Origin of the sequence: Fructobacillus papyrifericola, assembly GCF_018437235.1 — a bacterium.
GTDB lineage: Bacteria > Bacillota > Bacilli > Lactobacillales > Lactobacillaceae > Fructobacillus > Fructobacillus papyrifericola.
In genome coordinates this window covers 517,832-542,850 of record NZ_JAAMFJ010000001.1, presented here as the reverse complement: position 1 = coordinate 542,850, position 25,019 = coordinate 517,832, and the positions used below count along the sequence as shown (strand labels likewise).

The 25,019-nt window shown below is 49.9% G+C and carries 23 protein-coding genes and 1 tRNA gene; 23 read left to right on the top strand and 1 reads right to left on the bottom strand.

Translation table 11 applies throughout. The annotated features are described in order from the left end of the window. Window positions 1–29: 29 nt before the first annotated feature. The 18 genes from G6R28_RS02570 (at window position 30) to G6R28_RS02485 (ending at window position 20,194) form a co-directional block, all read left to right on the top strand. Window positions 30–935 carry a manganese-dependent inorganic pyrophosphatase gene (locus G6R28_RS02570; RefSeq protein ID WP_213792664.1) on the top strand — a complete coding sequence of 302 codons (906 nt, stop codon included), beginning with the start codon at window positions 30–32 and terminating at the stop codon, window positions 933–935. Between the two features lie 141 nt (window positions 936–1,076). Then, window positions 1,077–1,226, top strand: coding sequence for a 50S ribosomal protein L33 (gene rpmG / locus G6R28_RS02565; RefSeq protein WP_002815032.1), 150 nt, complete (start codon window positions 1,077–1,079; stop codon window positions 1,224–1,226). Continuing rightward, window positions 1,226–1,495, top strand: a complete 270-nt coding sequence (gene rpsN / locus G6R28_RS02560; RefSeq protein WP_213792663.1) for a 30S ribosomal protein S14 — start codon at window positions 1,226–1,228, stop codon at window positions 1,493–1,495. Before rpmG ends, rpsN begins: the two co-directional genes overlap by 1 nt. A gap of 163 nt (window positions 1,496–1,658) precedes the next feature. Continuing rightward, a complete protein-coding gene (locus G6R28_RS02555) occupies window positions 1,659–2,138 on the top strand; it encodes a ribosome maturation factor RimP (protein ID WP_213792662.1) in 480 nt (159 codons plus the stop codon). A gap of 19 nt (window positions 2,139–2,157) precedes the next feature. Then, on the top strand, window positions 2,158–3,333 hold the full coding sequence (gene nusA, locus G6R28_RS02550; protein ID WP_213792661.1) for a transcription termination factor NusA: 1,176 nt from the start codon (window positions 2,158–2,160) through the stop codon (window positions 3,331–3,333). 17 nt (window positions 3,334–3,350) lie between these two features. Next, the gene (rnpM, locus tag G6R28_RS02545; RefSeq protein ID WP_213792660.1) at window positions 3,351–3,653 is read left to right on the top strand and encodes an RNase P modulator RnpM; all 303 of its coding nucleotides are present in this window, start codon (window positions 3,351–3,353) and stop codon (window positions 3,651–3,653) included. Then, on the top strand, window positions 3,640–3,957 hold the full coding sequence (locus G6R28_RS02540; protein ID WP_213792659.1) for a L7Ae/L30e/S12e/Gadd45 family ribosomal protein: 318 nt from the start codon (window positions 3,640–3,642) through the stop codon (window positions 3,955–3,957). Before rnpM ends, G6R28_RS02540 begins: the two co-directional genes overlap by 14 nt. Further along, window positions 3,957–6,395, top strand: a complete 2,439-nt coding sequence (gene infB, locus G6R28_RS02535) for a translation initiation factor IF-2 (RefSeq protein WP_213792658.1) — start codon at window positions 3,957–3,959, stop codon at window positions 6,393–6,395. The genes G6R28_RS02540 and infB overlap by 1 nt, the downstream gene beginning before the upstream one ends. Before the next feature lie 17 nt (window positions 6,396–6,412). Next, window positions 6,413–6,772, top strand: coding sequence for a 30S ribosome-binding factor RbfA (gene rbfA / locus G6R28_RS02530; RefSeq protein WP_213792657.1), 360 nt, complete (start codon window positions 6,413–6,415; stop codon window positions 6,770–6,772). 160 nt (window positions 6,773–6,932) lie between these two features. Next, complete coding sequence (locus G6R28_RS02525) at window positions 6,933–8,099, top strand: aminotransferase class I/II-fold pyridoxal phosphate-dependent enzyme (protein ID WP_213792656.1); 1,167 nt, start codon at window positions 6,933–6,935, stop codon at window positions 8,097–8,099. A 119-nt stretch (window positions 8,100–8,218) separates the two neighbouring features. After that, on the top strand, window positions 8,219–9,406 hold the full coding sequence (locus G6R28_RS02520) for an aminotransferase class I/II-fold pyridoxal phosphate-dependent enzyme (RefSeq protein WP_213792655.1): 1,188 nt from the start codon (window positions 8,219–8,221) through the stop codon (window positions 9,404–9,406). Window positions 9,407–9,465: 59 nt separating this feature from the next. Continuing rightward, window positions 9,466–10,380: a tRNA pseudouridine(55) synthase TruB gene (truB, locus tag G6R28_RS02515; RefSeq protein WP_213792654.1), complete on the top strand. Its 915-nt coding sequence runs from the start codon at window positions 9,466–9,468 to the stop codon at window positions 10,378–10,380. A 157-nt stretch (window positions 10,381–10,537) separates the two neighbouring features. Continuing rightward, window positions 10,538–14,359, top strand: a complete 3,822-nt coding sequence (locus tag G6R28_RS02510; protein WP_213792653.1) for a mucin-binding protein — start codon at window positions 10,538–10,540, stop codon at window positions 14,357–14,359. Between the two features lie 121 nt (window positions 14,360–14,480). Further along, a complete protein-coding gene (gene ribF, locus G6R28_RS02505; RefSeq protein ID WP_213792652.1) occupies window positions 14,481–15,431 on the top strand; it encodes a riboflavin biosynthesis protein RibF in 951 nt (316 codons plus the stop codon). Between the two features lie 186 nt (window positions 15,432–15,617). Beyond that, entirely contained in the window at window positions 15,618–16,652 is a 1,035-nt protein-coding gene (gene hrcA, locus G6R28_RS02500; protein WP_213792651.1) for a heat-inducible transcriptional repressor HrcA, read from the top strand. Between the two features lie 11 nt (window positions 16,653–16,663). Beyond that, entirely contained in the window at window positions 16,664–17,242 is a 579-nt protein-coding gene (grpE, locus tag G6R28_RS02495) for a nucleotide exchange factor GrpE (RefSeq protein ID WP_213792650.1), read from the top strand. A 99-nt stretch (window positions 17,243–17,341) separates the two neighbouring features. After that, window positions 17,342–19,204: a molecular chaperone DnaK gene (gene dnaK / locus G6R28_RS02490; protein WP_213792649.1), complete on the top strand. Its 1,863-nt coding sequence runs from the start codon at window positions 17,342–17,344 to the stop codon at window positions 19,202–19,204. A gap of 87 nt (window positions 19,205–19,291) precedes the next feature. Beyond that, window positions 19,292–20,194 carry a DnaJ C-terminal domain-containing protein gene (locus G6R28_RS02485; RefSeq protein WP_213792648.1) on the top strand — a complete coding sequence of 301 codons (903 nt, stop codon included), beginning with the start codon at window positions 19,292–19,294 and terminating at the stop codon, window positions 20,192–20,194. Window positions 20,195–20,285: 91 nt separating this feature from the next. Here G6R28_RS02485 and def read toward each other — a convergent pair whose 3' ends face one another. After that, a complete protein-coding gene (gene def / locus G6R28_RS02480; protein WP_213792647.1) occupies window positions 20,286–20,861 on the bottom strand; it encodes a peptide deformylase in 576 nt (191 codons plus the stop codon). A gap of 203 nt (window positions 20,862–21,064) precedes the next feature. Here def and G6R28_RS02475 point away from each other — a divergent pair, with 203 nt between their 5' ends. The 5 genes from G6R28_RS02475 to G6R28_RS02455 all read left to right on the top strand — a co-directional run bounded on the left by G6R28_RS02475 (window position 21,065) and on the right by G6R28_RS02455 (window position 24,951). After that, complete coding sequence (locus G6R28_RS02475; protein ID WP_213792646.1) at window positions 21,065–21,340, top strand: UPF0223 family protein; 276 nt, start codon at window positions 21,065–21,067, stop codon at window positions 21,338–21,340. Next, complete coding sequence (locus G6R28_RS02470) at window positions 21,333–22,130, top strand: inositol monophosphatase family protein (protein WP_213792645.1); 798 nt, start codon at window positions 21,333–21,335, stop codon at window positions 22,128–22,130. The genes G6R28_RS02475 and G6R28_RS02470 overlap by 8 nt, the downstream gene beginning before the upstream one ends. 54 nt (window positions 22,131–22,184) lie before the next feature. Further along, complete coding sequence (gene typA, locus G6R28_RS02465; RefSeq protein ID WP_213792644.1) at window positions 22,185–24,026, top strand: translational GTPase TypA; 1,842 nt, start codon at window positions 22,185–22,187, stop codon at window positions 24,024–24,026. A 57-nt stretch (window positions 24,027–24,083) separates the two neighbouring features. Further along, window positions 24,084–24,173: transfer RNA gene (locus tag G6R28_RS02460), tRNA-Ser, on the top strand. Between the two features lie 421 nt (window positions 24,174–24,594). Further along, on the top strand, window positions 24,595–24,951 hold the full coding sequence (locus tag G6R28_RS02455) for a hypothetical protein (protein ID WP_213792643.1): 357 nt from the start codon (window positions 24,595–24,597) through the stop codon (window positions 24,949–24,951). Window positions 24,952–25,019: the final 68 nt, after the last annotated feature.

Genomic DNA, 25,019 nt, shown 5'->3' with positions numbered 1-25,019 from the left:
CGGATTACCGCACTGAGGAGAAAGAGAACATGGCAAAAATTCAAGTTTTTGGACACAAGAGTCCGGATATGGATACGGTAGCCTCCGCCATTGCTGCTGCTGACTTGTTGAAGCAACAGGGATTGGATACGGAAGCGGTTGCGCAAGGAAAGCCAAACGCTGAAACGCAATTCGCCTTGGACCACTTTGGTTTGCAGGCCTTGCCAATCATTGAAAAGGCTACGACGGAAGAAGTTGTCTTGGTTGATCACAACGAAGCGGCCCAATCCGTTGATAACTTGGCCGACGTTACGGTTTACGGTATCTACGACCACCACAAGTTTAACTTCCAAAACGGCACGCCCCTTTACATTACGGCTAAGCCTTGGGGTTCCGTTTCAACCATCTTGTACTTTGAATACAAGCAAGCCGGCTTGGCCATTCCAGCAAAGATTGCTGGTTTGCTGGCATCTGGTTTGATCTCTGACACGCTTTTGTTGAAGAGCCCAACGACGACCGATGTCGATCGAGAAGCTCTGCCAGAATTGGCTAAGATTGCTGGCATCGACGACATCGAAGCCTACGGCTTGGCCATGCTAAAAGCCGGCACGGACCTGTCAAAGAAGTCCGATGAAGACTTGTTGGAAGGGGATGCCAAGTCCTTTACCATGGGTTCACACGACTTCCGCATTGGGCAAGTTAACACGGTTGATATCGATGACGTCTTGAAGCGTCAAGCTGACTTGGAAAAGGCCATGAAGGCTTCTGGTTACGAAGACTTCTTGTTGGTCATTACCGACATCTTGAACTCCAATTCAAAGGCCATTTACTTGGGCGATGCAGCCGCTGCCATTGAAAAGGCCTTCGGCGCTAAGCTTGAAAACAACGTGATTGACTTGCCAGGCGTTGTTTCTCGTAAGAAGCAAGTGGTGCCACCTTTGCAAAAGCAATTCTAAGCTAGTGGAAGGGCGAAAAACTTTTTAAGAAAAAGTTAAAGAGACCCCTTTACAGCGTGTAAACAAGCATGTATAATACTATTTTGTATTGACAAGCAAATAAATTTTTATCAAAAAATTCTAAATCTGAGGAGCTGGACTATGCGTATTCATGTCGTATTAGGCAATGATGAAACTGGAGAGCGTATTTACTTGACGTCAAAGAACCGTCGTAACACGCCTGACCGTTTGGAGTTGAAGAAGTACTCACCAAAACTTCGTAAAGTTGTAACGTTTAAGGAGATCAAGTAATGGCTAAGAAATCAAAGATTGCAAAAGCAAAGCAACGTGAAGCCTTGGTTGCAAAGTACGCTGACAAGCGTGCTGCCTTGAAGGCTGCTGGTGACTACATCGGTTTGGCTAAGTTGCCAAAGGATTCATCACCTGTCCGTGTCCACAACCGTGACCGCATCGACGGCCGTCCACACGGTTACATGCGTGAATTCGGTTTGTCACGTTTGAACTTCCGCCAATTAGCACACAAGGGTCAGATTCCTGGTGTCCGCAAGGCTTCTTGGTAATTTGAATCAAAACCACAGCCTTGCTGTGGTTTTTTCTTTACCTTCTTGCTTTTCGGCCGTAAATCAACTATTATAAAGGTAAGTTAATTTACAGTCGTAAATGAGCGGGTCGAGCTACAGACCGGCTCATTTTTTATGGCAAAGAATAGGAAAGGACGGGACAATGGCGCAAGCAAAGAACCAAGCATTACTGGACCTGATTCAGCCAATTATTGACGAACAGGGCCTGCTTTTGTGGGATTTGTCAGTCAAAAAAGTCGGTGGTCAAAAGACGGTCGAACTCTTAGTTGACCTACCAGACCACGAAAAGATTTCGATGGCACAAATTACGGAATTTACCCGGGCCGTCAATGAGGCTTTGGATGAAGCCCCAGTCGATCCGGTACCCGGCGAATACATGTTAGACATCGCCTCACCGGGATTAGACCGTGCGCTCAGTGAAGACTGGCATTACACTTGGGCAAAAGAAGAGGGTGAGCCAATTACGGTGGCGCTCTTTGCGGCAAAGGATGGCCAGAAGAAGTGGACTGGTCGCATTGTTCAGCAGGACGATGCCGGGTTGACTTTGCAAGTTGATGGAGAAGAAAAAAGCTTCTCCTTTGACGAAATTGCCAAAGCCGTTGTCTCTGTCCAATTTGATTAGTTAACAGTGGAGTAAGTACATGAGTAAAGAACTAGTACAGGCCTTAGATGCCTTGGAACAAGAACGTGGGATTGACCGCACGATTGTTGTTGAAGCCTTGGAAGACGCGCTCAAGGCTGCTTACAAGAAGCAGTACAACGCTAACCAAAACGTCGAAGCAACCTTCGATGACAAGAAGGGTAAGATGACCATCAAGCAGGTCAAGACGGTCGTCTTAGATGACGACTTGGAAGACCCCGATACGGAAATCTCCTTGACGGATGCCACGGCCATCAACAAGGCCTACGAACCGGGTGATGAAATCCGCTTTGACGTAACACCAAAGGACTTTGGTCGTATGGCCGCCCAGACGGCCAAGCAGGTTATCGTCCAAAAAATGCGTGAGGCGACTCGCCAAGCCGTCTATAACCGCTACAAGGACTACGAAGGTGAAATCATCACTGGAGAAGTGGAACGGCAGGATAACCGTTTCTTGTACGTCATGCTGCCTGGTAAGCAAGAGGCCGTCATGACAGCCGGCGACCAGATGCCAACGGAACACTACCGCATGCGCGACCGCATCAAGGTTTTGGTTTCAAAGGTGGATGATTCCTTGAAGGGCCCACAAATCTTTGTATCACGTACGGCACCCGACTTGGTCAAGCGTTTGTTTGAACAGGAAGTGCCCGAAGTTTACGATGGAACGGTGGAAATCGTTTCCGTTGCCCGTGAAGCCGGTGATCGTTCAAAGATCGCCGTTTACACGCACGATGCCGACTTGGATCCCGTTGGGGCCTTGGTTGGGCAACGTGGTGCCCGTGTCCAAGCCGTTGTAACGGAATTGGGTGGCGAGCACATGGATATCGTGGAATGGGTGGAAGACGAGGCACAGTACATCGCCAATGCTTTGAACCCAGCCGAAGTAACGGACGTGATTTTCGATCCTGAAAACGATCAGGCTGTCACGGTTATCGTGCCAGACGATCAATTGTCTTTGGCCATTGGTAAGAAGGGGCAAAACGCCCGCTTGGCTGCTCGCTTGACCGGTGTCAAGATTGACATCAAGCCAGAATCCGAAGCCGCCGACTTGGCCGTTTCCATGGATGAAGCGTCTGACGATGCCTTCGACGATGCGGCAAACGAAGCCGCAGACACGGATGTTGACGACAGCGTTGACGCCATGGTCGATGCTGATAGCGAAAACCCTGAAATTTAATTTCTTGGAGGTTCCTCATGAAAACTCGTAAGATTCCGATGCGTAAAGACATCGTCTCGGGTGAAATGTACCCGAAAAAAGAACTGGTTCGAGTGGTGAAAAACAAGGAAGGCGAAGTCTTCCTTGACCCAACCGGGAAGCAAAACGGCCGTGGGGCTTACATCGCCTTAGACCGTGACATTGCTAAGCAAGCCCAGGAAAAGCGGGTCTTTGAAAAGGCCTTTTCCCAGGCTATTGATCCGGCTTTTTACGAGGAACTCTACGCTTACGTCGACCACCAGCAAGCCCGAAAAGAGCTTTTCGAAAATGAACAAGACTAAGGAAATCATTCAGGTCTTGGGGCTGGCCCGACGAGCCAACAAGCTCGTCTTAGGGTCCGGTCCGACTTTGAAAGCGATTCAAAACGAAACGGCCAAAGTCGTCTTCTTTCCAAAAGACGGTGGGGCCAGTCAGCACAAGAAATTTTCGGACAAAAGTCAGTTTTATGGTTCCGTCTTTGTCGACGGTTTGACCAAGGATGAAATCAGTCAGGCGATCGGAATGAACCGGTCGGTTTTGGCGGTTTCAGACGCTGGCTTTGCTAAAAAAATCAAACAATTACTTGAAGAAAAGGAGCGGAATTAATGGCAGAAGAAAAGAAATTCTCCGGCTCAAACCGAAAGACCCGCAAGATGCCTACGCCAGAACGTAAGGAGCTTCCAGCTTCCCAGCGCCGGCACGCAGCCAAGTTATCAGACGGGGCAGCAAAGCCAGCAGGACCTAGTCGTCCACGGCCAAAGGCAAACGGCCCACGCAACGAAGGGGGCCGTCCGTCAACTTCTGCACGTCCAGGTCAAGGTGGCTCACGCCGTCCAAATAACCGGTCAAACAACACGACTGGTCGGCCAATGATTCGTGAAAAGAAGTCATGGTCAACCAAGCCTCGTGAAGGCCAAGTCAACTATTCGGCGCAAAAGGATGATTCCTTGAAGGAATACGTTGCACAGAACAACAAGGCCAAGCAAGAGGCTCGGAAGGCTGCTGAAAAGAAGGCGGCTAAGCCAGTTGCTAAGAAGCCTGCTGCAACTAGTGCAGCTAGCTCGAATGCTGCCAAGCCTGCTGGAAACGGTGCCGGTCGCTTTGGTGGTTCACTGGCCTCAGGCAACAACTCCGCTCGTAACAACACGCGCAAGCGCAACACGAACGGTACTGGTCAGCAAACGCCACGTCGTAACGATAAGCCACACGGCTCAAAGAAGGCCCGTCGTATTGCGGCTAAGCAAGCACCTAAGAAGGCACCAACGGTTCGTAAGGAACAGCCGTTGCCAGAAGTCTTGGAGTACAAGGTTGGCATGAACGTGCAGGACCTGTCAAAGCTCTTGCACCGTGACACGGCTGAAATCATTAAGAAGCTCTTCTTGCTTGGTATCGTCACGAACCAAAACCAGTCACTGGATGAAGATACAATCGAAATCCTGGCGGCTGATTACGGTATCGACGCTAAGCAAAAGGAAGAAGAAGACTTGGCCGACATCGACCGCTTCTTCGATGAAGAAACGGTTAACGAAGAAGACTTGGAGCCTCGTGCACCAGTTGTGACCATCATGGGACACGTTGACCACGGTAAGACGACTTTGTTGGATTACTTGCGTAAGACCAACGTGACCGAAGGCGAAGCCGGTGGTATCACCCAGCACATCGGTGCCTACCAGGCACGTTTGGATGGTCGCTTGATTACCTTCTTGGATACTCCTGGTCACGCGGCCTTTACGGAAATGCGTGCCCGTGGAGCAAACATCACCGACATCACCGTTTTGGTGGTGGCTGCTGATGATGGTGTTCAACCACAGACAATCGAAGCCATTAACCACGCCAAGGCTGCTGGTACGCCAGTCATCGTTGCCGTGAACAAGATTGATAAGGAAGGGGCCAACCCTGACCAAGTCATGAACCAGTTGATGGCCTACGACCTCGTTCCTGAAGAATACGGTGGTTCAACTATCTTCGTTAAGATTTCTGCCAAGTTGGGTCAACACGTTGACCAATTGCTTGAAATGATCTTGCTTGAAGCCGACGTCTTGGAATTGAAGGCTGACCCTAAGGTGCCAGCCCGTGGTTCCGTTATCGAAGCCCGTTTGGACAAGGGGCGTGGACCAGTTTCAACGGTCTTGGTACAACAGGGAACGCTCCGTGTTGGTGATCCGGTCGTTGTTGGAAACACCTACGGACGTATCCGTACCATGCAAAACGAAAACGGCCAGGACTTGGATGAAGCAAAGCCCGCAACGCCTGTTCAAATCACTGGTTTGAACGCCGTGCCAGCTGCCGGTGACCGCTTTGTGGTCATGGCTGATGAAAAGTCGGCCCGTGCCGCTGGTGAAGAACGTGAAAAGCGGGCCCGCGAAGAAGTCCGCAATTCATCGTCAGTTGTGACCTTGGATACGCTCTTTAACACCATGGCTGAAAAGGCCATGAAGACGGTCCCAGTTGTTGTGAAGGCCGACGTGCAGGGTTCTGTTGAAGCCCTGGTTGGTTCATTGAAGAAGATCGAAGTCGACGGTGTTCGTGTGGACGTTGTTCACGCCGCCGTTGGTGCCATCAACGAATCCGACGTTTCTCTTGCAGAAGCTTCCGGTGCCTTGATCATCGGCTTCAACGTTCGCCCAACGCCATTTGCAAAGAACCAGGCAACAGCCGACCACATCGACATGCGCTTCTACTCCGTTATCTATGACGCCATTGATGACGTGACGGCAGCCATGAAGGGTCAGCTTGAACCAGTTTACGAAGAACGCGTAATCGGACAAATCGTTGTTAAGGAACTCTTTAAGTTCTCGAAGGTTGGAACGATTGCCGGTGCCACGGTTGAAGAAGGTAAGATTACTAAGGATTCAAAGGTCCGCATCGTTCGCGATGGTACGGTGATCTACGATGGTGAATTAGCTTCCTTGCAGCGTGGTAAGGATGCCGTTAACGAAGTCAAGTTCGGTTACGACTTTGGATTCACGGTCAACAAGTTTAACGACATTAAGCCTGGCGATGAGGTTGAAGCCTACGTCATGGAAGAAGTTAAGCCAAAGTAATTTTTGAGGAGGTAGCGATGGCAAATGCACAACGCGCTGGGCGCTTGGCCCAGGAAATTCAAAAAGATGTGTCTGATTTGCTTTTGAAGCGGGTCAACGACCCACGTGTCCAAGACGTAACGGTTACTTCCGTTGACGTTTCCGGTGACCTGCAAATCGCCACCATCTACTATTCCATCCTGTCGGATCTTGCTTCCGACCGGAAAAAAGCACAAGCGGGTCTTGAAGCCGCGTCTGGATTAATCCGGCGCGAGCTCGGTTCTCGTTTGACCGTTTATAAGATTCCTGAAATCCACTTCGTTTTGGATAATTCAATCCAGTACGGTGACCACATCGAATCCTTGATTCGTGACCTCCACCGTAAAGAGGGAAAGTAAGCAATTAATTGAAGGAACAGCGTTTTCGCTGTTCTTTTTTTGTACAATGAATTTCATTCAACTAAACCGTCATTACTTTCATCTTTTTCACCTTTAATTTTTCAAAGGACTGGCGTAGACTGAGTTTAACGAAAAACCTTTAATCCAGAAAGGAAAGCCCATGACGCAGCCGATTAACCCCTTAGTTCAAAATCTTGAGCCCGATCGCATTCTGACTTTTCAAAAGTCGCTCAGCCAATTTTCGGATTTGGTCTACCTGACCTTTGGCGAACCAGGCTTTGCCACGCCGGAACCGGTAAAGGCAGCCACGAAGGCGGCCATTGATGCGGACCGTTCTCACTACGGGAACTCCCAGGGGGAACCGGCCTTGCGGGAAGCAGCCTTAGCCTACCTGGCGGACCGTTATCAATTAAGCTACCCAAGCATTGATAACCTGATCATGACGGCTGGGGTCACGGAGGGTATCCAAGCCATCTTTAAGACCTTGCTTCAAGAAGGGGACGGCTTGTTAATTCCAGACCCTGCCTATGGTTCCTACTTCGCGGCCCTGTCACTGGCCGGTGGGGTGGTGCTGCCAATCAACACCGCCAAGGCTAACTTCAAGTTGACGCCTGAACTGGTCGATGAGGCGATGGCATCGGCCAAGGTGCCGGTTCGCGCCGTCTTGTTTAACTACCCCAATAACCCAACCGGGGTGAGCTATGACTTAGAAGAGTTGAAGGCCCTGGCGGCCTGCTTTGAACGACACGATCTCTGGGTGATTTCCGATGAAATCTATGCCGAATTGACCTATCAGGGTCAGCACCATTCTCTAGGAAAGCTTCTGCCAGAGCGAACAATTGTCGTCAATGGCCTGTCCAAGTCCCACGCCATGACCGGCTACCGCCTGGGATTAATCGCTGGTCCTAGTGAAATTATTCAAGAAATTCAAAAGGTTCACGGCTCCTCGGTCTTTTCCCTGCCAACCTTTGTCCAGGATGGAGCGGTCGCGGCCTTTCAAATGAGCCGGGATGACTTGGATTACATGCGTGAGTCATACCAGGAACGCCGGGATTACGTAGCAGATGAGCTGCGTGCCTTGGGCTTTGAACTCGTGGCACCAAAGGGGGCCTTTTACCTCTTTGCCAAGTTGCCGGATTCAATTCAAATGGATTCGGCTGACTTTGCCATGGATTTGGCGAAGAACGGGGGTGTTGCGCTGATTCCAGGAACGGCCTTTTCCATGTTTGACGAAGCCAAGCGCTACGTCCGCCTCTCCTATGCGGCCGATATGGCAACCTTAAAGGCCGGATTGGCACGCTTGAAAGCCTATCTGAATGATAAATAACGTGTTTTAATGAGTAAACGATCCTTCCGTTTACTCATTTTTCTTTCATAAAAGCCTTTTAATCTTTGATAAAATAAGCTACACTAAGAACAATCAATTCAAAGTGACGAGGTGTTCTCATGAATCAATCCCTACCAAAATTAAATCCGGCCATTACGGCCATTCCCGCTGACAAGATTCTGAGCTTTCAGGCCAGTATCCAGGGCGTCGATGATTTGGTCTTCTTGACCTTTGGTGAGCCGGGCTTTGACACACCAAAAGAGGTCAAGGAAGCCACGGTCAAGGGTATTCAAGAAAACCACTCCCACTATGGTAATTCCCAGGGAAATCCGGAACTTCGTCAGGCTGTTTTGGATTACATGGAAGACCGCTACGACTTGCGGGGCTTTGCCATTGATCAAGTGGTTATGACCGCCGGTGTCACCGAGGCCATCTACGCCGTTTTCAAAGTCCTGTTATCTGCCGGTGACGGTATTTTGGTTCCGGATCCAGCCTTTGGCTCCTACTTTTCATCCATTGCTCTAGCGGGAGGCCAAGCCATTTCCGTTGATACCTCCAAAAGCGGCTTTAAGCTGACTCCAGCGATGGTTAAAGAAGCGATTGAAAGCGCTGATGTGCCCGTCAAAGCCGTGCTCTTCAATTACCCAAGCAACCCAACCGGGGTAACCTACGATGAGGCGGAATTGAAGGCCTTGGCCGAAGCCTTTAAAGAGGCCGGGGTTTGGGTAATTTCCGATGAAATCTATTCGGAATTGACCTATGGTCGTGTTCACCGGTCCATCGCTTCCTATCTGCCTGACCAGGCCATTGTCGTCAACGGACTGTCCAAGTCCCATGCAATGACCGGCTACCGGGTCGGTTTTGTCTTGGCACCGACAGCCGTTGCCAAGCAAATTCAAAAGGTGCACGGTAATTTGGTCTATTCCATTCCGACTTTTGTCTACGACGGGGCCTTGGCGGCTTTGAGGATGCCAAAGGCGGCGCTGCAGCCAATGATTGATACTTATCAAGAACGCCGGGACATGGCCGTTGCCGTTTTGAAGGAACTCGGCTTCGACCTGCTTTCACCCGATGGGGCCTTCTACATTTTTGCTAAATTACCAAAGGACATTGAAGAAGACGGCTGGACTTTTGCAGAAAAGTTGGCCAAGGAAGGGAAAGTCGGCGTGATTCCTGGTGAAGCCTTCTCCCAGTTTGACGGGGCTAAGGATTACGTTCGCCTGTCCTATGCAGGGGAAACGGCTCAATTGGAAGAAGGACTGAAGCGTTTGAAAGCCTACATTGAAAAGCGCCGGGCAAACCGGTAAAATAAAAGCCGACGATTTCACTTTGAATGACCGGCTTTTTTGCTGGGATGGAGAATGGCATGGCCAAAGAAGCGAGTACTTTATCCGGATTGTTAGTGGTGAATAAGCCAAGGGAAATGACTTCCTTTGGGGTGGTGGCCCGTCTCCGCCGTGTATCTGGACAGAAAAAGATCGGCCATGCCGGAACCTTGGATCCAAACGTGGACGGGGTCTTGGTGGTCGCCTTAGGGAAGGCAACCAAGTTGATTGACTTGTTGCAGACCCGGCCAAAGACCTATCGCGGCACGGTGACTTTTGGCTTTGCAACCGAGAGCCAGGATGCCGATGGGGCAGTCGTGGAAGAAAAAGCACTGACCGAGCCTTTGGATGAAGAGAAGTTGCGCGCCGCCTTTTCAGCCTTAGAGGGGGATATCATCCAAATTCCACCCATTTATTCGGCCGTTAAAGTCAAGGGCAAGCGCTTATACGAATACGCCCGGGCCGGCGAAAGTGTGGAACTGCCTAAGCGGGAAGCGACCATTTATCGTTTTCGGCCGACTTCGACTTTACGCTGGGAAGCGGGTAAGCCCTACCAGTCGGTTGACTTTGAAGCGACGGTGTCCAAGGGAACCTACATTCGTACGCTGGCCTACGACCTCGGTAAAAGTCTGGGACTGCCAGCCACGATGTCTAGCTTGACTCGAACGTCCGGTTCAGGCTTTGATATTGACGAGGCCACCGATTTAGACGAGTTGATGGCTCTATCTGAAGAGGATTTGGCCAAGCGGGTCAAGCCGATTGCCGCCGTTTTGACATACGAGCGCAAGGACTTAAGCGATGATGAGTACTTTGCCGTTAAAAACGGACAAAAAATTAGCCAATGGCCAAAAAATCAAGATGGTTTTTACCAACTTTATTATCACGATCAGTTGATTGCCGTTTATGCCTATTCGGAAGAAGAAAGCCTGTGGCGTTCGCGTTATTTCTTTGCCTAGTTTGTTTTATTTTGGTAAAAGCAGTGGAAGTTTCAATACTTCTGCTGCTTTTTTGTATATTTTAAATAACTAAGGCGATTTGAAAAAAGGAAAGGTGCTGCGTTACACTTGTCATGTGTTCTAATTTATTTTAGATGAACCGTTACGGGGGGAGTGTATGCAATATAATCAAAAGAACTTGCTGCTGGAAAGCAAGAGAATGAAGTTGAAAAAGGTCAAGAAGCAGTGGGTGGTCACGTCGCTGGCCTCCTTTGTCCTGCTTTCTGGTGCCCAGGCAGCGGTGTCGAATACGAATTTGAACAGCCCGGCCAATGCGGATAGCAACGAAACAAATTCAACCGTCAATTCCAACGATACGTCCGGTAATGACGCGCCCAATGACCTACCGGATCAAGTGGCAAGCAAAACCAAGATTGACTTGCCTAGTGGTTTGAATAATGGGACCTATACTTATCGTAATCCCCAGGGATTGGATAAAAGTCTCTTTACCTTAACGATGAGCCAGACGGTTAAGATTAACGTGGATGGGCAGAATTATAAAACCCTATACACCCAAGCCACCATCACACGAAAGCTAACCGTCAAGGATGGTCAGGCTTCCTGGACCTTTGACCAGCCCGATAAATCAGAGGGTTCTGGCCAGGTCTATGGCCACCACGCCGGCTGGGCAGGAACCACTGATACGGCCATTCAGTTCTTTGCCTCATCCGTTAACTATCCTTCAGACGATGCCACTTATCCGGTAGTCACACGACTGCCGGATTTGACGAGTGATAAGCTTTCCTTTGATTCCTTTAACGCGACGGAAGATGGCCAGACGCTCGATAATTACACGGCACACCAAAACGACAAGCTCTTTGGCATCTACAATACGAAGTCTGAAAAGAACGAAAGTACCGGGAACCTCCGCCTGGCAACGGGGGATGGCCGGACCTATCAGGCCGATGATCCCAATAACCATTCCGTGGTGTTGACCTTGAATCTGAAGTCTAAAACGAAGGCGGAATCTGTTCCATCGACACTGAAACGCACGATCCACTACCAAGACGCCGCTGGCAAGCCGTTGGCTGGTTTCCCGGATAAGGTCCAAGAAGTTACCCGGACAATCACCAAGCAAATTTCGGACTTTGACCAAAAGCAAGTTGGCCCTGATGAAGTCAGCACCACTGGCTCCTGGGAGGCCCTACCAATTGATTCGGTCACAGCCGACAAGAAGTATAAAGTCCAAAAGATTGTGGATGGTCAGGGTAATGTTTTGAACTCTGATACCATCCCCGCCCAAAGCAACTTTGACGAGAATTCGACCGACAGCAACTATACTGTTGTTTATGAAGATAACGTGCAGAACTTTGGGCCAGAGGACGCCAACCTGCCAAACGCTGTGGATAAGAGTCAGCTAAAAAAGACCCTGTCCCGAACGGTTCAATCGGTCGACGATGATGAGAATCAGAAGGAAATCAGTTCCAAAACGGAAGAGGTGACCTATCAGCGTCAGGCGATTTACGATTACGCAACGAACACAGTAACGGGCTACACCGACTGGCAGCCGGTTGATGCCAACCAACCGGGCTTTGCAAAAGAAGATGTATCGGCAACCATTCAAGATGGAAAGTACCAAAGGGCGACGAATCAAGAAGGCAGCCTAGCGGCTGATACGCCAAGTCAAGATGATATCAGCAATGGCCGCAATCCAGCCACGGTTGTTCTCCACTATGTCCACGTGCAACAACCGGTTGACGCAACAACGGATGCCAAGGACACAACCCGAACGGTCAAGCGGATTGCTCACTTAAGGGATGCGAACACGCAGAAGGAAATCGATTCTGACAACCTGTCGAGTCGGACGGTAACCGTCAAATACACTCGCACTGGTACCGTGGATCAAGTCACGGGTGCCTTTTTGGCAACGTCGGGCTGGCAAGCCGATCAAAACATGACGACTTTGGCAGGCTTCACCGCCCCTGATATGAGCAAGGCGGGCTATGACAGCCCTGCGCCCAGTCAAACCGCTGCGCTGACGCCAACAGATGATGAAATTGATGAAAACAAAGTCTTTGACCAGTGGGTTGACTACCAGGAAAAAGTCGACACGGTGAATGCCGATTCAGCGTCACTACCGACTGGTGTAACCAAGGCGAACTTGAAAAAGACCGCTACTCGGACCTTCCATTTCAAGTCGGCGGACGGCAAGCAGGACTTTGGTCAGTACAGTCAGACCGTCACCTTTACGCGGACGGCTCAGTATAATGAGGTCACCAAGCAGGCCAGCTATGGTAACTGGCAGGCCGATGAGCAATCGAAGGGGGCCTTTGCCGCCTACAATTGGCCAGAAAGCCAGGGAGACGGTAAGTACGTCTTGACCGCCGATGCAGCCAAGCAAACGGCTGCGGAGAGCCTGAATGCCGTTCAGGTCACGGATGGTCAAAACGAAGACGTAACGATCCTATACGAACACGCCCACCTGACGGCTTCAGATGACCAATTAAAGCGGACGGTTACGCGGACCATTCACTTGAGGGTGAAGGAAACTGGTGCGAAGGCTGGCGATGACCTGGTCAGCACGATTCACTTTCACCGGACCGGCTATGTCGATGCGGTTACCGGTGACTTTGTTGCTCAAAGTGACTGGGTAAAGGATGCTGATCAAGAAGACTTTGGCCAAGTGGCCGCACCGGACTTGAGCCAATCTGGCTATGAGAACCCGGACCCAGCAGATGTAGCAGCCATTGATTTGAGCCAAGACGACATCAAGCAAGGAAAGAGCTTCGAACAGACGGTTCTGTATACGGAAAAGGCCCAGGACTTTGGTCCAAAGGATGATAACCTGCCAGCCGGTGTCAACGTTGCCGATTTGACCAAGACCGTCAGTCGAGTCATTCACTTTAAGGACGCAGACGATGCCAATGCCAAGGAACTCGGTCAGGTGACCCAGACGATTACTTATAGTCGAAAGGCCGTTTACAACCTGGCCACGAACCATGTCGATGGCTATACGCCTTGGCTGGCTGATGATGCTTCCAATGGTAGTTTTGCCTTCTACCAGCCAGCAGATACGCTTGCCGATGGCCGCTATACTTTGGCTAGCCAATCAGTTTCCAAGGAAAGTCCTGATGCTGAAAACGTCGCCAACGGTTCTGTTGAAAACGTGACCGTCGATTATCACCATGCCCATCGAACTGCCTCGGATGACCAGCTGAAGCGGACGGTTACCCGTATTGTCCATCTCTACGATCAACAGTCGGGACAAGAAATCGATCAGGCCCACCTGGCTGACCGAACGGCCAGCTTGACTTATGAGCGAAGCGGTTATGTCGATGCGGTGACGGGTGACTTTGTTAAAACGAGTGACTGGCAGCTGATGGCTGGCGAACAAGCAACCATTCCAGGACTGAAGGCACCGGATTTGTCTGCTGACGGTTACCAGCTGACCGGTGAAAGTGAAACGGCAGCAATCACGCCATCAGCGACCGATACCGAACAGGGTCGGACCATTGACCAGCGCCTGGACTACGTGAAGAAGGCGCCGGATGATAAGGGCGATGGCGGCAATGGAAACAACCCGGATAACCAACCAAGCAAGGGACAGGACGTGACACCAAATGATCAACCGATTGCTCCCGTTGCAGGAAATCCTGCGGCTGGCGAGGACGATGTTGCTGTAACAAAGGCTGAAGCAAGCAGGGAAGCGGCCGAAGCCACTGCTCAAGCTGAAATCGAAAAAGCACAGGCAGAAGCAAATGCCAAGCAAGATGCCGCAGCTCGGTCTGAAAAGGATTCTTCAAAGAAGGACCATGAAGAAAGGGCCGGCAAGAAGACCAACCATACCAAGCATCAGTCTGCTTCAAAACGGGCTAAGCAAGGCAGTCAATCGAACAAGACTGGTGAAGGGGCAAGTCTCAAGCAGACGCTCTCCCTGACAGCCGCCACGGTTTTGCCGGTGACGGCCATTGCCTACTTCCTTTTGAAGGGAAAGCAGTAAGCGGAAGAAGCAGCGATTCTGACTCTTTTAGCGGTTTTTAAGAGTGAAAGCGAGCACGATTTGTGCCCGCTTTTTTTCTTAGCCAAAGTCAAATTAGACAAAACAGGTTATAATAGAAGGTATGACAGAACTTTACCAAATTCACTATCCATTGGATAACAATTCATTGCAGGCCAGACCGCAGGTTTTGGCCATGGGATTTTTTGACGGGGTCCACTTGGGCCACCAGGCGGTCATTCAAGCAGCCAAAGAGCAGGCCGACCGATTGGGTCTGCCGCTGGCTGTTTTGACCTACACGCCTTATCCTGGCCTGGTTTTTGAAAAGCAGGCCTTGCCTTGGCGGGCGCTGACACCGCTCAAGCAAAAAGTCGAACTGCTGGAAGAACTGGGCGTTGACCGGGTCTACGTCTTGAACCTGACTTCGGCCCTGGCGGCTTTGTCGCCGGAACAATTCGTTGACCAAGTGCTCATGCCACTACAGGCCAAGGCGGTGGTGGCTGGCTTTGATCACCTCTATGGTCGGCGGGAGGAGCAGGCGGACATGGCTCATTTGGCCGAATACGCCAAGGGGCGCTTCATTGTCGAAGCCGTTTCGAAGACGACGCTTGTCAATCAGGATGTCAAAGTCGCCTCGCGGAACATCCGACAAAAGCTGGCCGAAGGGGATGCTGACTTTGTTAAGGAAAGTCTTGGTCGGCCGCACCAGACTTCGGGTTACGTTGTTCACGGGGATGCCCGTGGTCGCACACTGGGCTTTCCAACGATTAACATCTGGACAAGTGAGGAAGAAAGCCTGCCGGGCATTGGCGTTTACGTTGTTTCGGTTGAAATTGCTGGTAAAAGGGTCTTGGGGATGGCCTCGATTGGCCGGAACGTGACCTTTGAAAAGGGCCGGCCAGTGACGGTGGAAATTAATCTCTTTGACTTTTCAAAAGAGGTCTACGGCGAATTTGTCAAAGTCGATTGGCTGCACTACCTGCGTGGCGAAGTGGCCTTCTCTGGAGCAGAGGCCTTAGTCGAACAATTGAAAAAAGATCGAGAAGACAGTCTGAAATACTTTGAAGAGAACTAGGGGAAAGCCTAGTTCTTTTATTTTGTCTTGCTTTCAAAATCCTTTTGTAAAGCCCTTTTTAATCTTCATTTAGCACTCTGATAAAAAGAGTGCTAAAAAGGGTTGCATTCTGTTAAAGATTCCGTATAATAAGAATTAGCAGTTGAGTTAATCGAGTGCTAATCACAGAAAGGTGGGTTGCTTGTCGTGTTAACGGAAAGACAAAAGCGGATTCTAGCCGCGATTATTTACCAGTACACGCAAACGGCCCACGCGGTTGGGTCAAAGACCTTGCATGACCAGCTTGACTTGGACGTTTCGCCGGCAACGATTCGAAACGAGATGTCGAGCTTGGAAGCAGCCGACTTGATTAAGAAGCTGCACACCTCTGCTGGTCGCGTGCCTTCTCTTGAGGGATACCGTTACTACCTGGACCATTTAATGGGTCAGGCCGGGGTCTCCAACGAAGAGATTGCCACGGTGGCCAAACAGATTCGGGGCAACTTCCACGAGTTGGATGAACTTCTGGATCAAACGGCCAAGCTTTTGGCAAAGGAAACCGGCTTGACCGCCCTGGTCTTGAAGCCCAAGCCAATCAACCTGAAGATCTCGTCCTTTCAGTTGATTCCAATGGAAAACCGGCAGGTGATTGCCGTGCTGGCCACCTCGGATGGCAAAGTCACGTCACAAACCTTCCGATTGCCAAAGGAATTGCCTTTGGACTCTTTGTCTGGCATGGTGGCTTACATCAACGCCCAGATGGTTGGCCGACCGGTTCACGAAGTCCTCTCACTGATGACTTCTGACCAGTTGCCAGTCTTGCTTTCGAGAAATATCGAAAGTCCGACCGCCTTTCTCCAACTCTTCGGCGATGTGCTCGCCAGATCGGTTGCTGAAACCGTTCACTTGGGGGGACGGCTGAACCTGCTGGAAGTGGCAGACGATGCCTACCTAGACGTCAAAGCCGCCCGCAAGGTCTTAGAGCTCTTCGATTCACCGGATGCGGTTCGCCACTTGGCCAAGGCCAAGAAGGGGACGATTAACATCCGCCTGGGTGAGGAGCTACATACACCGGTCTTGCAAGACTTTGCCATGTTGTCGACGGCCTTTACGGTCGGTCAAGACGACAGCGGGGTGATTGCCTTGGTTGGACCGATGCGCCTGCCCTACGCCGAACTGTCCAAACTGCTATCCGCCTTTGCTCAGGCACTGGATGCAAAACTCATCGAATACGTTAGATAAAGGAGGCTCCCGTGGCCAAGGAAAATCAAGAAGAACAAGTTCAAGAAGAAGAAATCCAAGCCGAAGAAGAGGCCCAGGACTTTGCTGGTGAAAATCCAGAAGGAGTGAAGCCAGAAAAAGAAGAGTCAGTCGAAAAGGATCCAGTCGCTGACATGAAGCAGCAGTTGGCCGATAAGGAAGACGACCTGCTTCGGGCCCAGGCCGAGATTCAAAACATTCAGACCCGTAACGCCCGCGAAATGGCCAATATCCGTAAGTATGATGGTCAGAAGTTGGCCGAAGCCATCTTGCCCGTTGTCGATAACTTGGAGCGGGCCTTGGCGGTTGAAGTTGACGGCGACGAGCAAGTTGCCCAGATTCACAAGGGTGTTGAAATCACCCTGAAGACCTTGAAGTCAGCTCTGACGCAAAACGGCATTGTCGAAGTTGGGCAGGTCGGTGACGACTTTGACCCACAGACGATGCAGGGTGTGCAAACGGTGCCAGCCGAAGGAAAGCTCAAGGCTGACCAAGTGGCTTCTGTTTTGCAAAAGGGCTACATGCTTCATGATCGGGTAATCCGCCCGGCCATGGTTGCAGTTGCTCAATAAGTGAACTTACATAATATTGCGATATGGTGATTCAGCGTCCAACGCACCACACCGAAAAAAGCTAAAAATGTTGATTAAAAAATCAAAGGAGTATCGAATATGTCAAAGATTATTGGTATTGATTTAGGAACGACGAACTCTGCAGTTGCTGTCTTGGAAGGTGGTAAGCCAAAGATTATCACCAACCCTGACGGTGGCCGGACAACACCTTCTGTTGTCTCATTTAAGAACGGCGAAAGCCAAGTTGGTGACGTGGCAAAGCGCCAGGCCATCACGAACCCCGACACGATTTCATCAATCAAGTCACACATGGGAGAAGCCGGTTACAAGGTAAAGGTTGGCGATAAGGAATACACGCCACAAGAAATCTCAGCCATGATCTTGCAGTACATCAAGGGTTATGCCGAAGACTACTTGGGTGAAAAAGTCGACCAGGCCGTTATCACGGTTCCTGCCTACTTTAACGATGCCCAACGTCAAGCAACCAAGGATGCTGGTAAGATTGCCGGTTTGAAGGTTGAACGTATCATTAACGAACCAACGGCCGCAGCCTTGGCTTATGGTTTGGACAAGTTGGACAAGGACGAAAAGATTCTCGTTTACGATTTGGGTGGTGGAACCTTTGATGTTTCCGTCCTCGAATTGGGTGACGGTGTCTTCGAAGTTTTGTCAACAAACGGTGACACGCACCTTGGTGGTGACAACTTTGATGAAAAGATCATCGACTACTTGGCCGATGAATTCAAGAAGGAAAACGGCATTGATTTGAAGCAAGACAAGTTGGCCTTGCAACGTTTGAAGGATGCCGCAGAACAGGCAAAGAAGACCTTGTCTTCAGCTACTGAAGCACAAATCGACTTGCCATTTATCGCCTCTGGTGACCAGGGACCTTTGCACTTGCAAACGTCATTGACCCGTGCAAAGTTCAACGAGTTGACGGCCGACTTGGTTAAGAAGGCCGAACAACCTGTTTTGAACGCCTTGAAGGATGCCGGCTTGTCATTTGATGACATCGACGAAGTCATCTTGAACGGTGGTTCAACGCGTATCCCAGCCGTCCAAGAATCCGTTAAGAAGTTGACGGGTAAGGAACCTAACCACTCCATCAACCCTGATGAAGCCGTTGCCCTTGGTGCCGCTGTTCAAGGTGGTGTGATCACGGGTGACGTCAAGGACGTTGTCCTCTTGGACGTGACGCCTTTGTCACTTGGTATCGAAACGATGGGTGGTGTGTTCACGAAGTTGATCGAACGTAACACGACCATTCCTACGTCAAAGTCACAGGTCTTCTCAACGGCCGCTGATAACCAACCAGCCGTTGATATCCACGTCTTGCAAGGTGAGCGTTCAATGGCTGCCGATAACAAGACATTGGGTCGCTTCCAATTGGCTGACATTCCGGCAGCCCCACGTGGTGTCCCACAAATCGAAGTTACCTTCGATATCGACCGTAACGGAATCGTGAACGTTTCCGCTAAGGACCTTGGTACGCAGAAGGAACAAAAGATTACCATTCAAGCTGCCGGTGGTTTGTCAGATGACGAAATCGAAAAGATGATGAACGACGCCAAGGCAAACGAAGAAGCCGACAACAAGAAGAAGGAAGCCGTTGAAACGCGCAACAACGCCGATCAATTGATCTTCCAGACGGAAAAGACTTTGGAAGAAGTTGGTGACAAGTTGTCAGAAGACGACGTAAAGCCAACCAAGGATGCTTTGGAAGCCTTGAAGAAGGCCAAGGAAGAGGCAGCTGCTGAAGATGCCGACTTGACTGACTTGAAGGACAAGTCTGACGCCTTGTCTAAGGTTGCTTCTGAATTGGCAACAAAGCTTTACCAGCAAGCACAACAGGCACAGGGTGCCGCTGATGGTGCACAGGGTCAAACTGGTCAAGGACAAGCAAAGGACGACAACACGGTCGACGGTGACTTCGAAGAAGTCAACGATGACGACAAGAAGTAATTCGACTTTTTAGTCCAGCTTTTCAATACAAAAACAGGCTAGGGGAACCTAGCCTGTTGTACATACTAAGAAATAAAGGAGCTGCTTGTGAATAATACGGAATTTTATGATCGACTCGGCGTTTCAAAGGACGCCAGCCAAGACGAAATCAAAAAGGCCTACCGGAAATTATCCAAGAAGTACCACCCCGATTTGAACCACGAACCGGGGGCAGAGGATAAGTATAAGGAAGTCCAAGAAGCCTGGGAAACCTTAGGTGACCCACAAAAGCGTCAGCAATACGACCAATTTGGTTCAGCTGGTGCTAACGGCCAAGGTGGCTTTGGCGGCTTCGGTGGTGGCGGAGCGCAAGGCTTTGGTGACTTCTCCGACTTGGGCGACATCTTCTCGCAAATGTTTGGTGGCGGCTTCCAGCAGGATCCAAACGCCCCACGTAAGGGACGGGACTTGCAGTACCGGATGCAGTTGACTTTTGAAGAGGCCATCTTTGGAACCGAAAAGCACGTCAAGTACACCCAGTCTCAGGGCGATGCCAAGCAACACGAGGTCAAAGTCAAGGTGCCAGCCGGTGTTGAAACCGGTCAGCAGATGCGCCTGGCAGGTCAAGGTGAAGCCGGTGTAAACGGCGGCCCTCACGGGGACCTCTTCGTGGTTTTCACCGTTGGTGCTTCAAAGGAAGGCTTCGAGCGTGACGGAGCGGATATCTACGTCCAACAGGATATCGACTTCATCACGGCGGCCATGGGTGCTGAAATCCCCGTTAAGACGGTTCACGGTGACGTGAAGTTGAAGGTGCCGGCTGGTACACAAAACGGCCGCCGCTTCCGCTTAGCCGGCAAGGGGGCTCCACGCCTTCGCGGCGCTGGCTTTGGTAACGAGTACGTGATTATCAACGTCACGGTGCCAACCAAGCTGAACAAGGAGCAGAAGGCAGCCTTGCAGGCCTTTGCCGCCGCTTCTGCTAAGACTAAAAAGGGTATGTTTAAGTGAAAGTAAAAAGTCGTTCGGTTGACCGAACGACTTTTTTGTAGGATTTAAAAAGGATGCGAAATTTGCTTCGCATCCTTTTTGTTAATTGAGTTTAAACATATTTTGTGCTGTCATCCACGTGCCAGGGTTCGGCTTTGTCGATGTGGTCGTAGTAGAGCTTGCCGTGCAGGTGATCGATTTCGTGTTGGAAGACGATGGCGGGGTAGTTGCGCAAAGTCTTTTCGTAGGTATCGCCCTTTTCATCTTGGTAGCGAACCTTGATTTTTTTAGAGCGGGGAACGAAGCCGGGCACGTCTTGGTCAACCGAGAGGCAGCCCTCACCAGTTTCAAGAGCCGTCCGACCCACCGTTTCAGAAATGATGACCGGGTTGAAGATAACGCCCTTGAAATAGGGTTCTTCGTCTTCTTCGGCCGGGTCTTCTGAAGGAATCAAAATGGCAGCCATCTGCAAGGACTCACCAACCTGGTTGGCAGCTAAGCCGACACCTGGTCGCAAGCCGTAAGGTTCGTTTGCTTCGGGATCTTGGGAGACGACCAAGTAGGTCATCATGTCTTCGGCTAACTGACGGTGTTCGTCTGAAAGCGGAAATGGAACGGGTTCTGCCTGCTTGCGCAAGACGGGATCGCCGTCCTTTGTAATCTTGTCCATGGTAAATCGAATGGTCATGGTTCACGCCACCTTTCTTTTCGTCCTTTCTAGTATAGCAAAAAAGCAGGCAAAAGGGGCAAGAGAAGGGGCTTTCCTAAAAAGTTCTCTCTCTTGTAAACTAAAGAAAAGTCATGTAAGTGCGCTTATTAATGCCAGGCAAGTAGAAAAGCCGTCTGATTCTTGATAAACTGGACTTAAGCAGAAAGAAACGAGGCAAGAAAATGGCGGATAACTATCAACTACCAATTGACGGTAACTGGGATACAAAAGACATGATTGCGGTCTCGCAATTGGTGGACGCCGTTTTGCAGGTCTATGAAAACGGCTGTGATAAAGAGCAGCTGCTAGACGCTTACCATGACTTTCTTCAAGTGATGCCGGCCAAGTCCGAACAAAAACGCTTCGACCGTGACTTTGAAGAACAGACGGGCCGTTCCATCTATAAGACCATTCAGTTGGCCAAGCAATCGGAGAAGAAGGTGATTAAGGGTGCTTGATCTTTCAACGACTGAGAAAATTAAAGCGGTTGATGAACAAGTTTCCCGCTGGGTTTTGGATTTGGCAAGGGAAACCAAAACCCTTCGGGCCCACCACCATTTAGCCGTCTCCTGTAAGAAAGGGGATAAGCGCAACTTGGTGACCGATTTGGACCGCGAAAACCAGCGCGTTCTGATTGAAAAGATTCAGTCTTTGGATGCAGAGGCCCGCTTTGTCTGTGAGGAAGCGGGTGAGGCTAAGGCAAAAAGCATGGCTGGCCAAGTCTGGTTTGTCGACCCAATCGACGGCACGCTGAACTTTGTTCTAGAAGACCGGGATTATGCCATCATGGTGGCTTTGTATGAAGACGGGAAGCCCATCCTTGGCTTTATCTGTGATGTCCCGGAGGGACGACTTTTTCACGGGGGAAAGCAGACGGGTGTCTATTTGGATGACCAAAAGCTTGCAGCAGTAGCTGATTTAGGCTTGGAAGATACCGTGGTTTTGGTTTCCGGACGGCGCTTGGTAACTGGTGAAAAGCCCTATGCTGCCTTTGCCGAAAGGGCCCGGGCTTTCCGTGTATTGGGCTCTGCGGGAATATCATTTACTCGCTTATTGACGGGTTCTGCTTCGGCCTATTTATCCAAGTTATCGCCCTGGGATTTAGCGGCCGGCAGAGCGCTTGCTGAGGGGCTTTCCTATCAAGTAAAAAACCTTGACGGAAGCAGTCCGGATATGCTACTATCAAACACAGTATTAATCGCTACAAACGAGATTCATCGCGAGATAAGCAAGATGGCAAAAGACTAGGGGAATTCCTCCTAGTCTTTCTTGTGAGTAGCTAAGTAAAAGGAGCACATAACATTGGCAAATCTTCGCGAAGATATTCGTAACATTGCAATCATCGCCCACGTCGATCACGGAAAGACAACGTTGGTGAACGAATTGCTTAAGCAGTCCGACACAATGGACGCCCGTAAGGAAGCCGCTTTGGGCGACCGTGCCATGGACACCAACGACATTGAAAAGGAACGTGGAATCACGATCCTTTCAAAGAACACGGCCGTTCGTGTTGGTGACAAGCAAATCAACATCCTGGACACCCCAGGTCACGCCGATTTCGGTGGAGAAGTTGAACGTATCATGGGAATGGTTGACGGTGTTCTCTTGGTTGTCGACGCCTTTGAAGGAACGATGCCACAGACTCGTTTCGTTTTGAAGAAGGCCTTCGAACAACACTTGACCCCAATCGTTATCGTGAACAAGGTGGACCGTCCTGGTGCCCGTCCGGCAGAAGTTGTCGACGAAGTCTTGGACTTGTTCATCGAATTGGGTGCCGACGAAGATGACTTGGACTTCCCAGTGATCTTCGCTTCAGCCATGAACGGAACCACGTCATTGGATCCTGAAGTTGACACGCAAGAACACACGATGAAGCCAATCTTTGACACGGTCTTCGAAACGATTCCTGCCCCAGTGGACAACTCAGACGAACCATTGCAGTTCCAAGTTGCCATGTTGGACTATAACGACTTCGTTGGTCGTATCGGTATCGGTCGTGTTAAGCGTGGAACAATCAAAGTCGGTGACAACGTGCGCGTGATGAAGTTGGACGGTTCTACCCAAGACTTCCGTGTTACGAAGTTGGCTGGTTTCATTGGTTTGGACCAAGTTGACATCAAGGAAGCCAAGGCCGGTGATTTGATTGCCGTTTCAGGTATGGAAGACATCAACGTTGGTGAAACGGTTGTTGATCCAGAACATCCTGAAGCATTGCCATTGCTTCGTATCGATGAACCTACTTTGCAAATGACTTTCCGTCAAAACGACAGCCCCTTTGCTGGTCGTGAAGGAAAGTTCGTGACGGCCCGTCAAATTGAAGACCGTTTGCACCGCGAATTGCACACGGACGTTTCTCTCCGTGTTGAAGACACGGACCAAGCCGGTGCATGGCTTGTTTCTGGTCGTGGTGAATTGCACTTGTCAATCTTGATTGAAAACATGCGTCGTGAAGGCTTCGAATTGCAAGCTTCACGTCCACAGGTTATCTTCCGAGACATCGACGGTGTCAAGTCTGAACCATACGAATCCGTTCAAATCGATACGCCTGACGAATACTCATCAGCCGTTATCGACTCATTGAACCAACGTAAGGGTGAAATGCAAAACATGGAGTCAGTTGGAAACGGCCAGACTCGTTTGACTTACATGGCCCCATCACGTGGTTTGATTGGTTACTCAACGGAATTCATGACGGCAACGCACGGTTATGGAATCTACAACCACACCTATGCAGAATACCGTCCAATGGTTAAGAACTGGGCCCCAGGTCGTCGTAACGGTGCCTTGGTCTCAATCAACCAGGGACAAACGACCAACTACGCCATCATGGGTGTTGAAGACCGTGGTCAAATGTTCGTTGGTGCTGGTGTTGACGTTTATGAAGGAATGGTTGTGGGTATGAACGCCCGTGACAACGATATCTCCGTTAACGTGACAAAGATGAAGCCACAGTCAAACGTTCGTTCATCGAACAAGGACCAAACGGCTTCAATCAAGACGCCACGCGACATGAACTTGGAAGCATCGCTTGAATTCTTGAACGATGACGAATACGTTGAAGTAACGCCTGAAAACGTTCGTATCCGTAAGGAAATCTTGAACACTGGTGAGCGTGAAAAGGCCGCCAAGCGCAAGAACAAGTAATTAAATTTAAATTGCCTGCCCGAAATTACCTATGGTAAACTATTTGGGCAGACTAATGGAGATATGGCACAATCTGGTACTGCAGCGGACTCGAAATCCGTCGAGCCGTCGTATGGCGGTGTGCGGGTTCAAATCCCGCTATCTCCTTGAGACATTTCAAGAGAGGTCGAGAGGGCTCAAAAAGCCTGGTCTTGAACTCTTTTTGTTTTTTAGGGTTGCTATGAATTGCTATAGATTGCAAGCAAAATAACACATTTTTAACACATTTTTTTATAGCGGGGATGCTATCGAGGACGGCCTTTGTGCCGTCTTTTATTTTGCAAAATAACACATTTTTAGCACAAATACGCCGAATTTGAGTTGAACCTGTATCTGCGATACTGATTTGGTACTTTAGTATCTAACAAAGACAATCAAGAAAGTCTGCCAGTTGTGGCAGAAAAGGAATCATCCCCAAATTGTCCAGTAGTGGACAACTAGCAACCGTGTTTGCAAGCATGCTAGCACACTGGCTTAGTGCGTCAAGTCTTCCTGTATAATTGCTTTAAAAGCATTTGTGGGGGATAACATGAACAAAAGGGAAATACTCCGAGAATACTTTACCGGTTGCAATGGCTGGACGTTGGAAAACATCGAACAATTAAAACGGGCAGGCTTTAATAATCGTTTTGCAGAAGAAAACTGTAACTTGTGGGAAGAAATACATTGGACACTTGATCCGTATGTGGCCACCTTGCCGCCTGAAATCGTACAAATGCAACATGACCACTACAAACACCGTAAACCATTTGGCGAGTATTACAACATAGTAGCGCCTACTGCCGTGATACAAGAGGTCAACAACGATCTGAACAGGTTGGCCAAGTCAATCAAGTTATCAAAAAGAGCCAAGGGCAGTAAATTAATTATGATGAAGCAGTATTAGAGTCAATAAACCTTAAATAAATACGCCATATAAAGCCCATAGAGGCTTTTTAATTTATTCTTGCATAG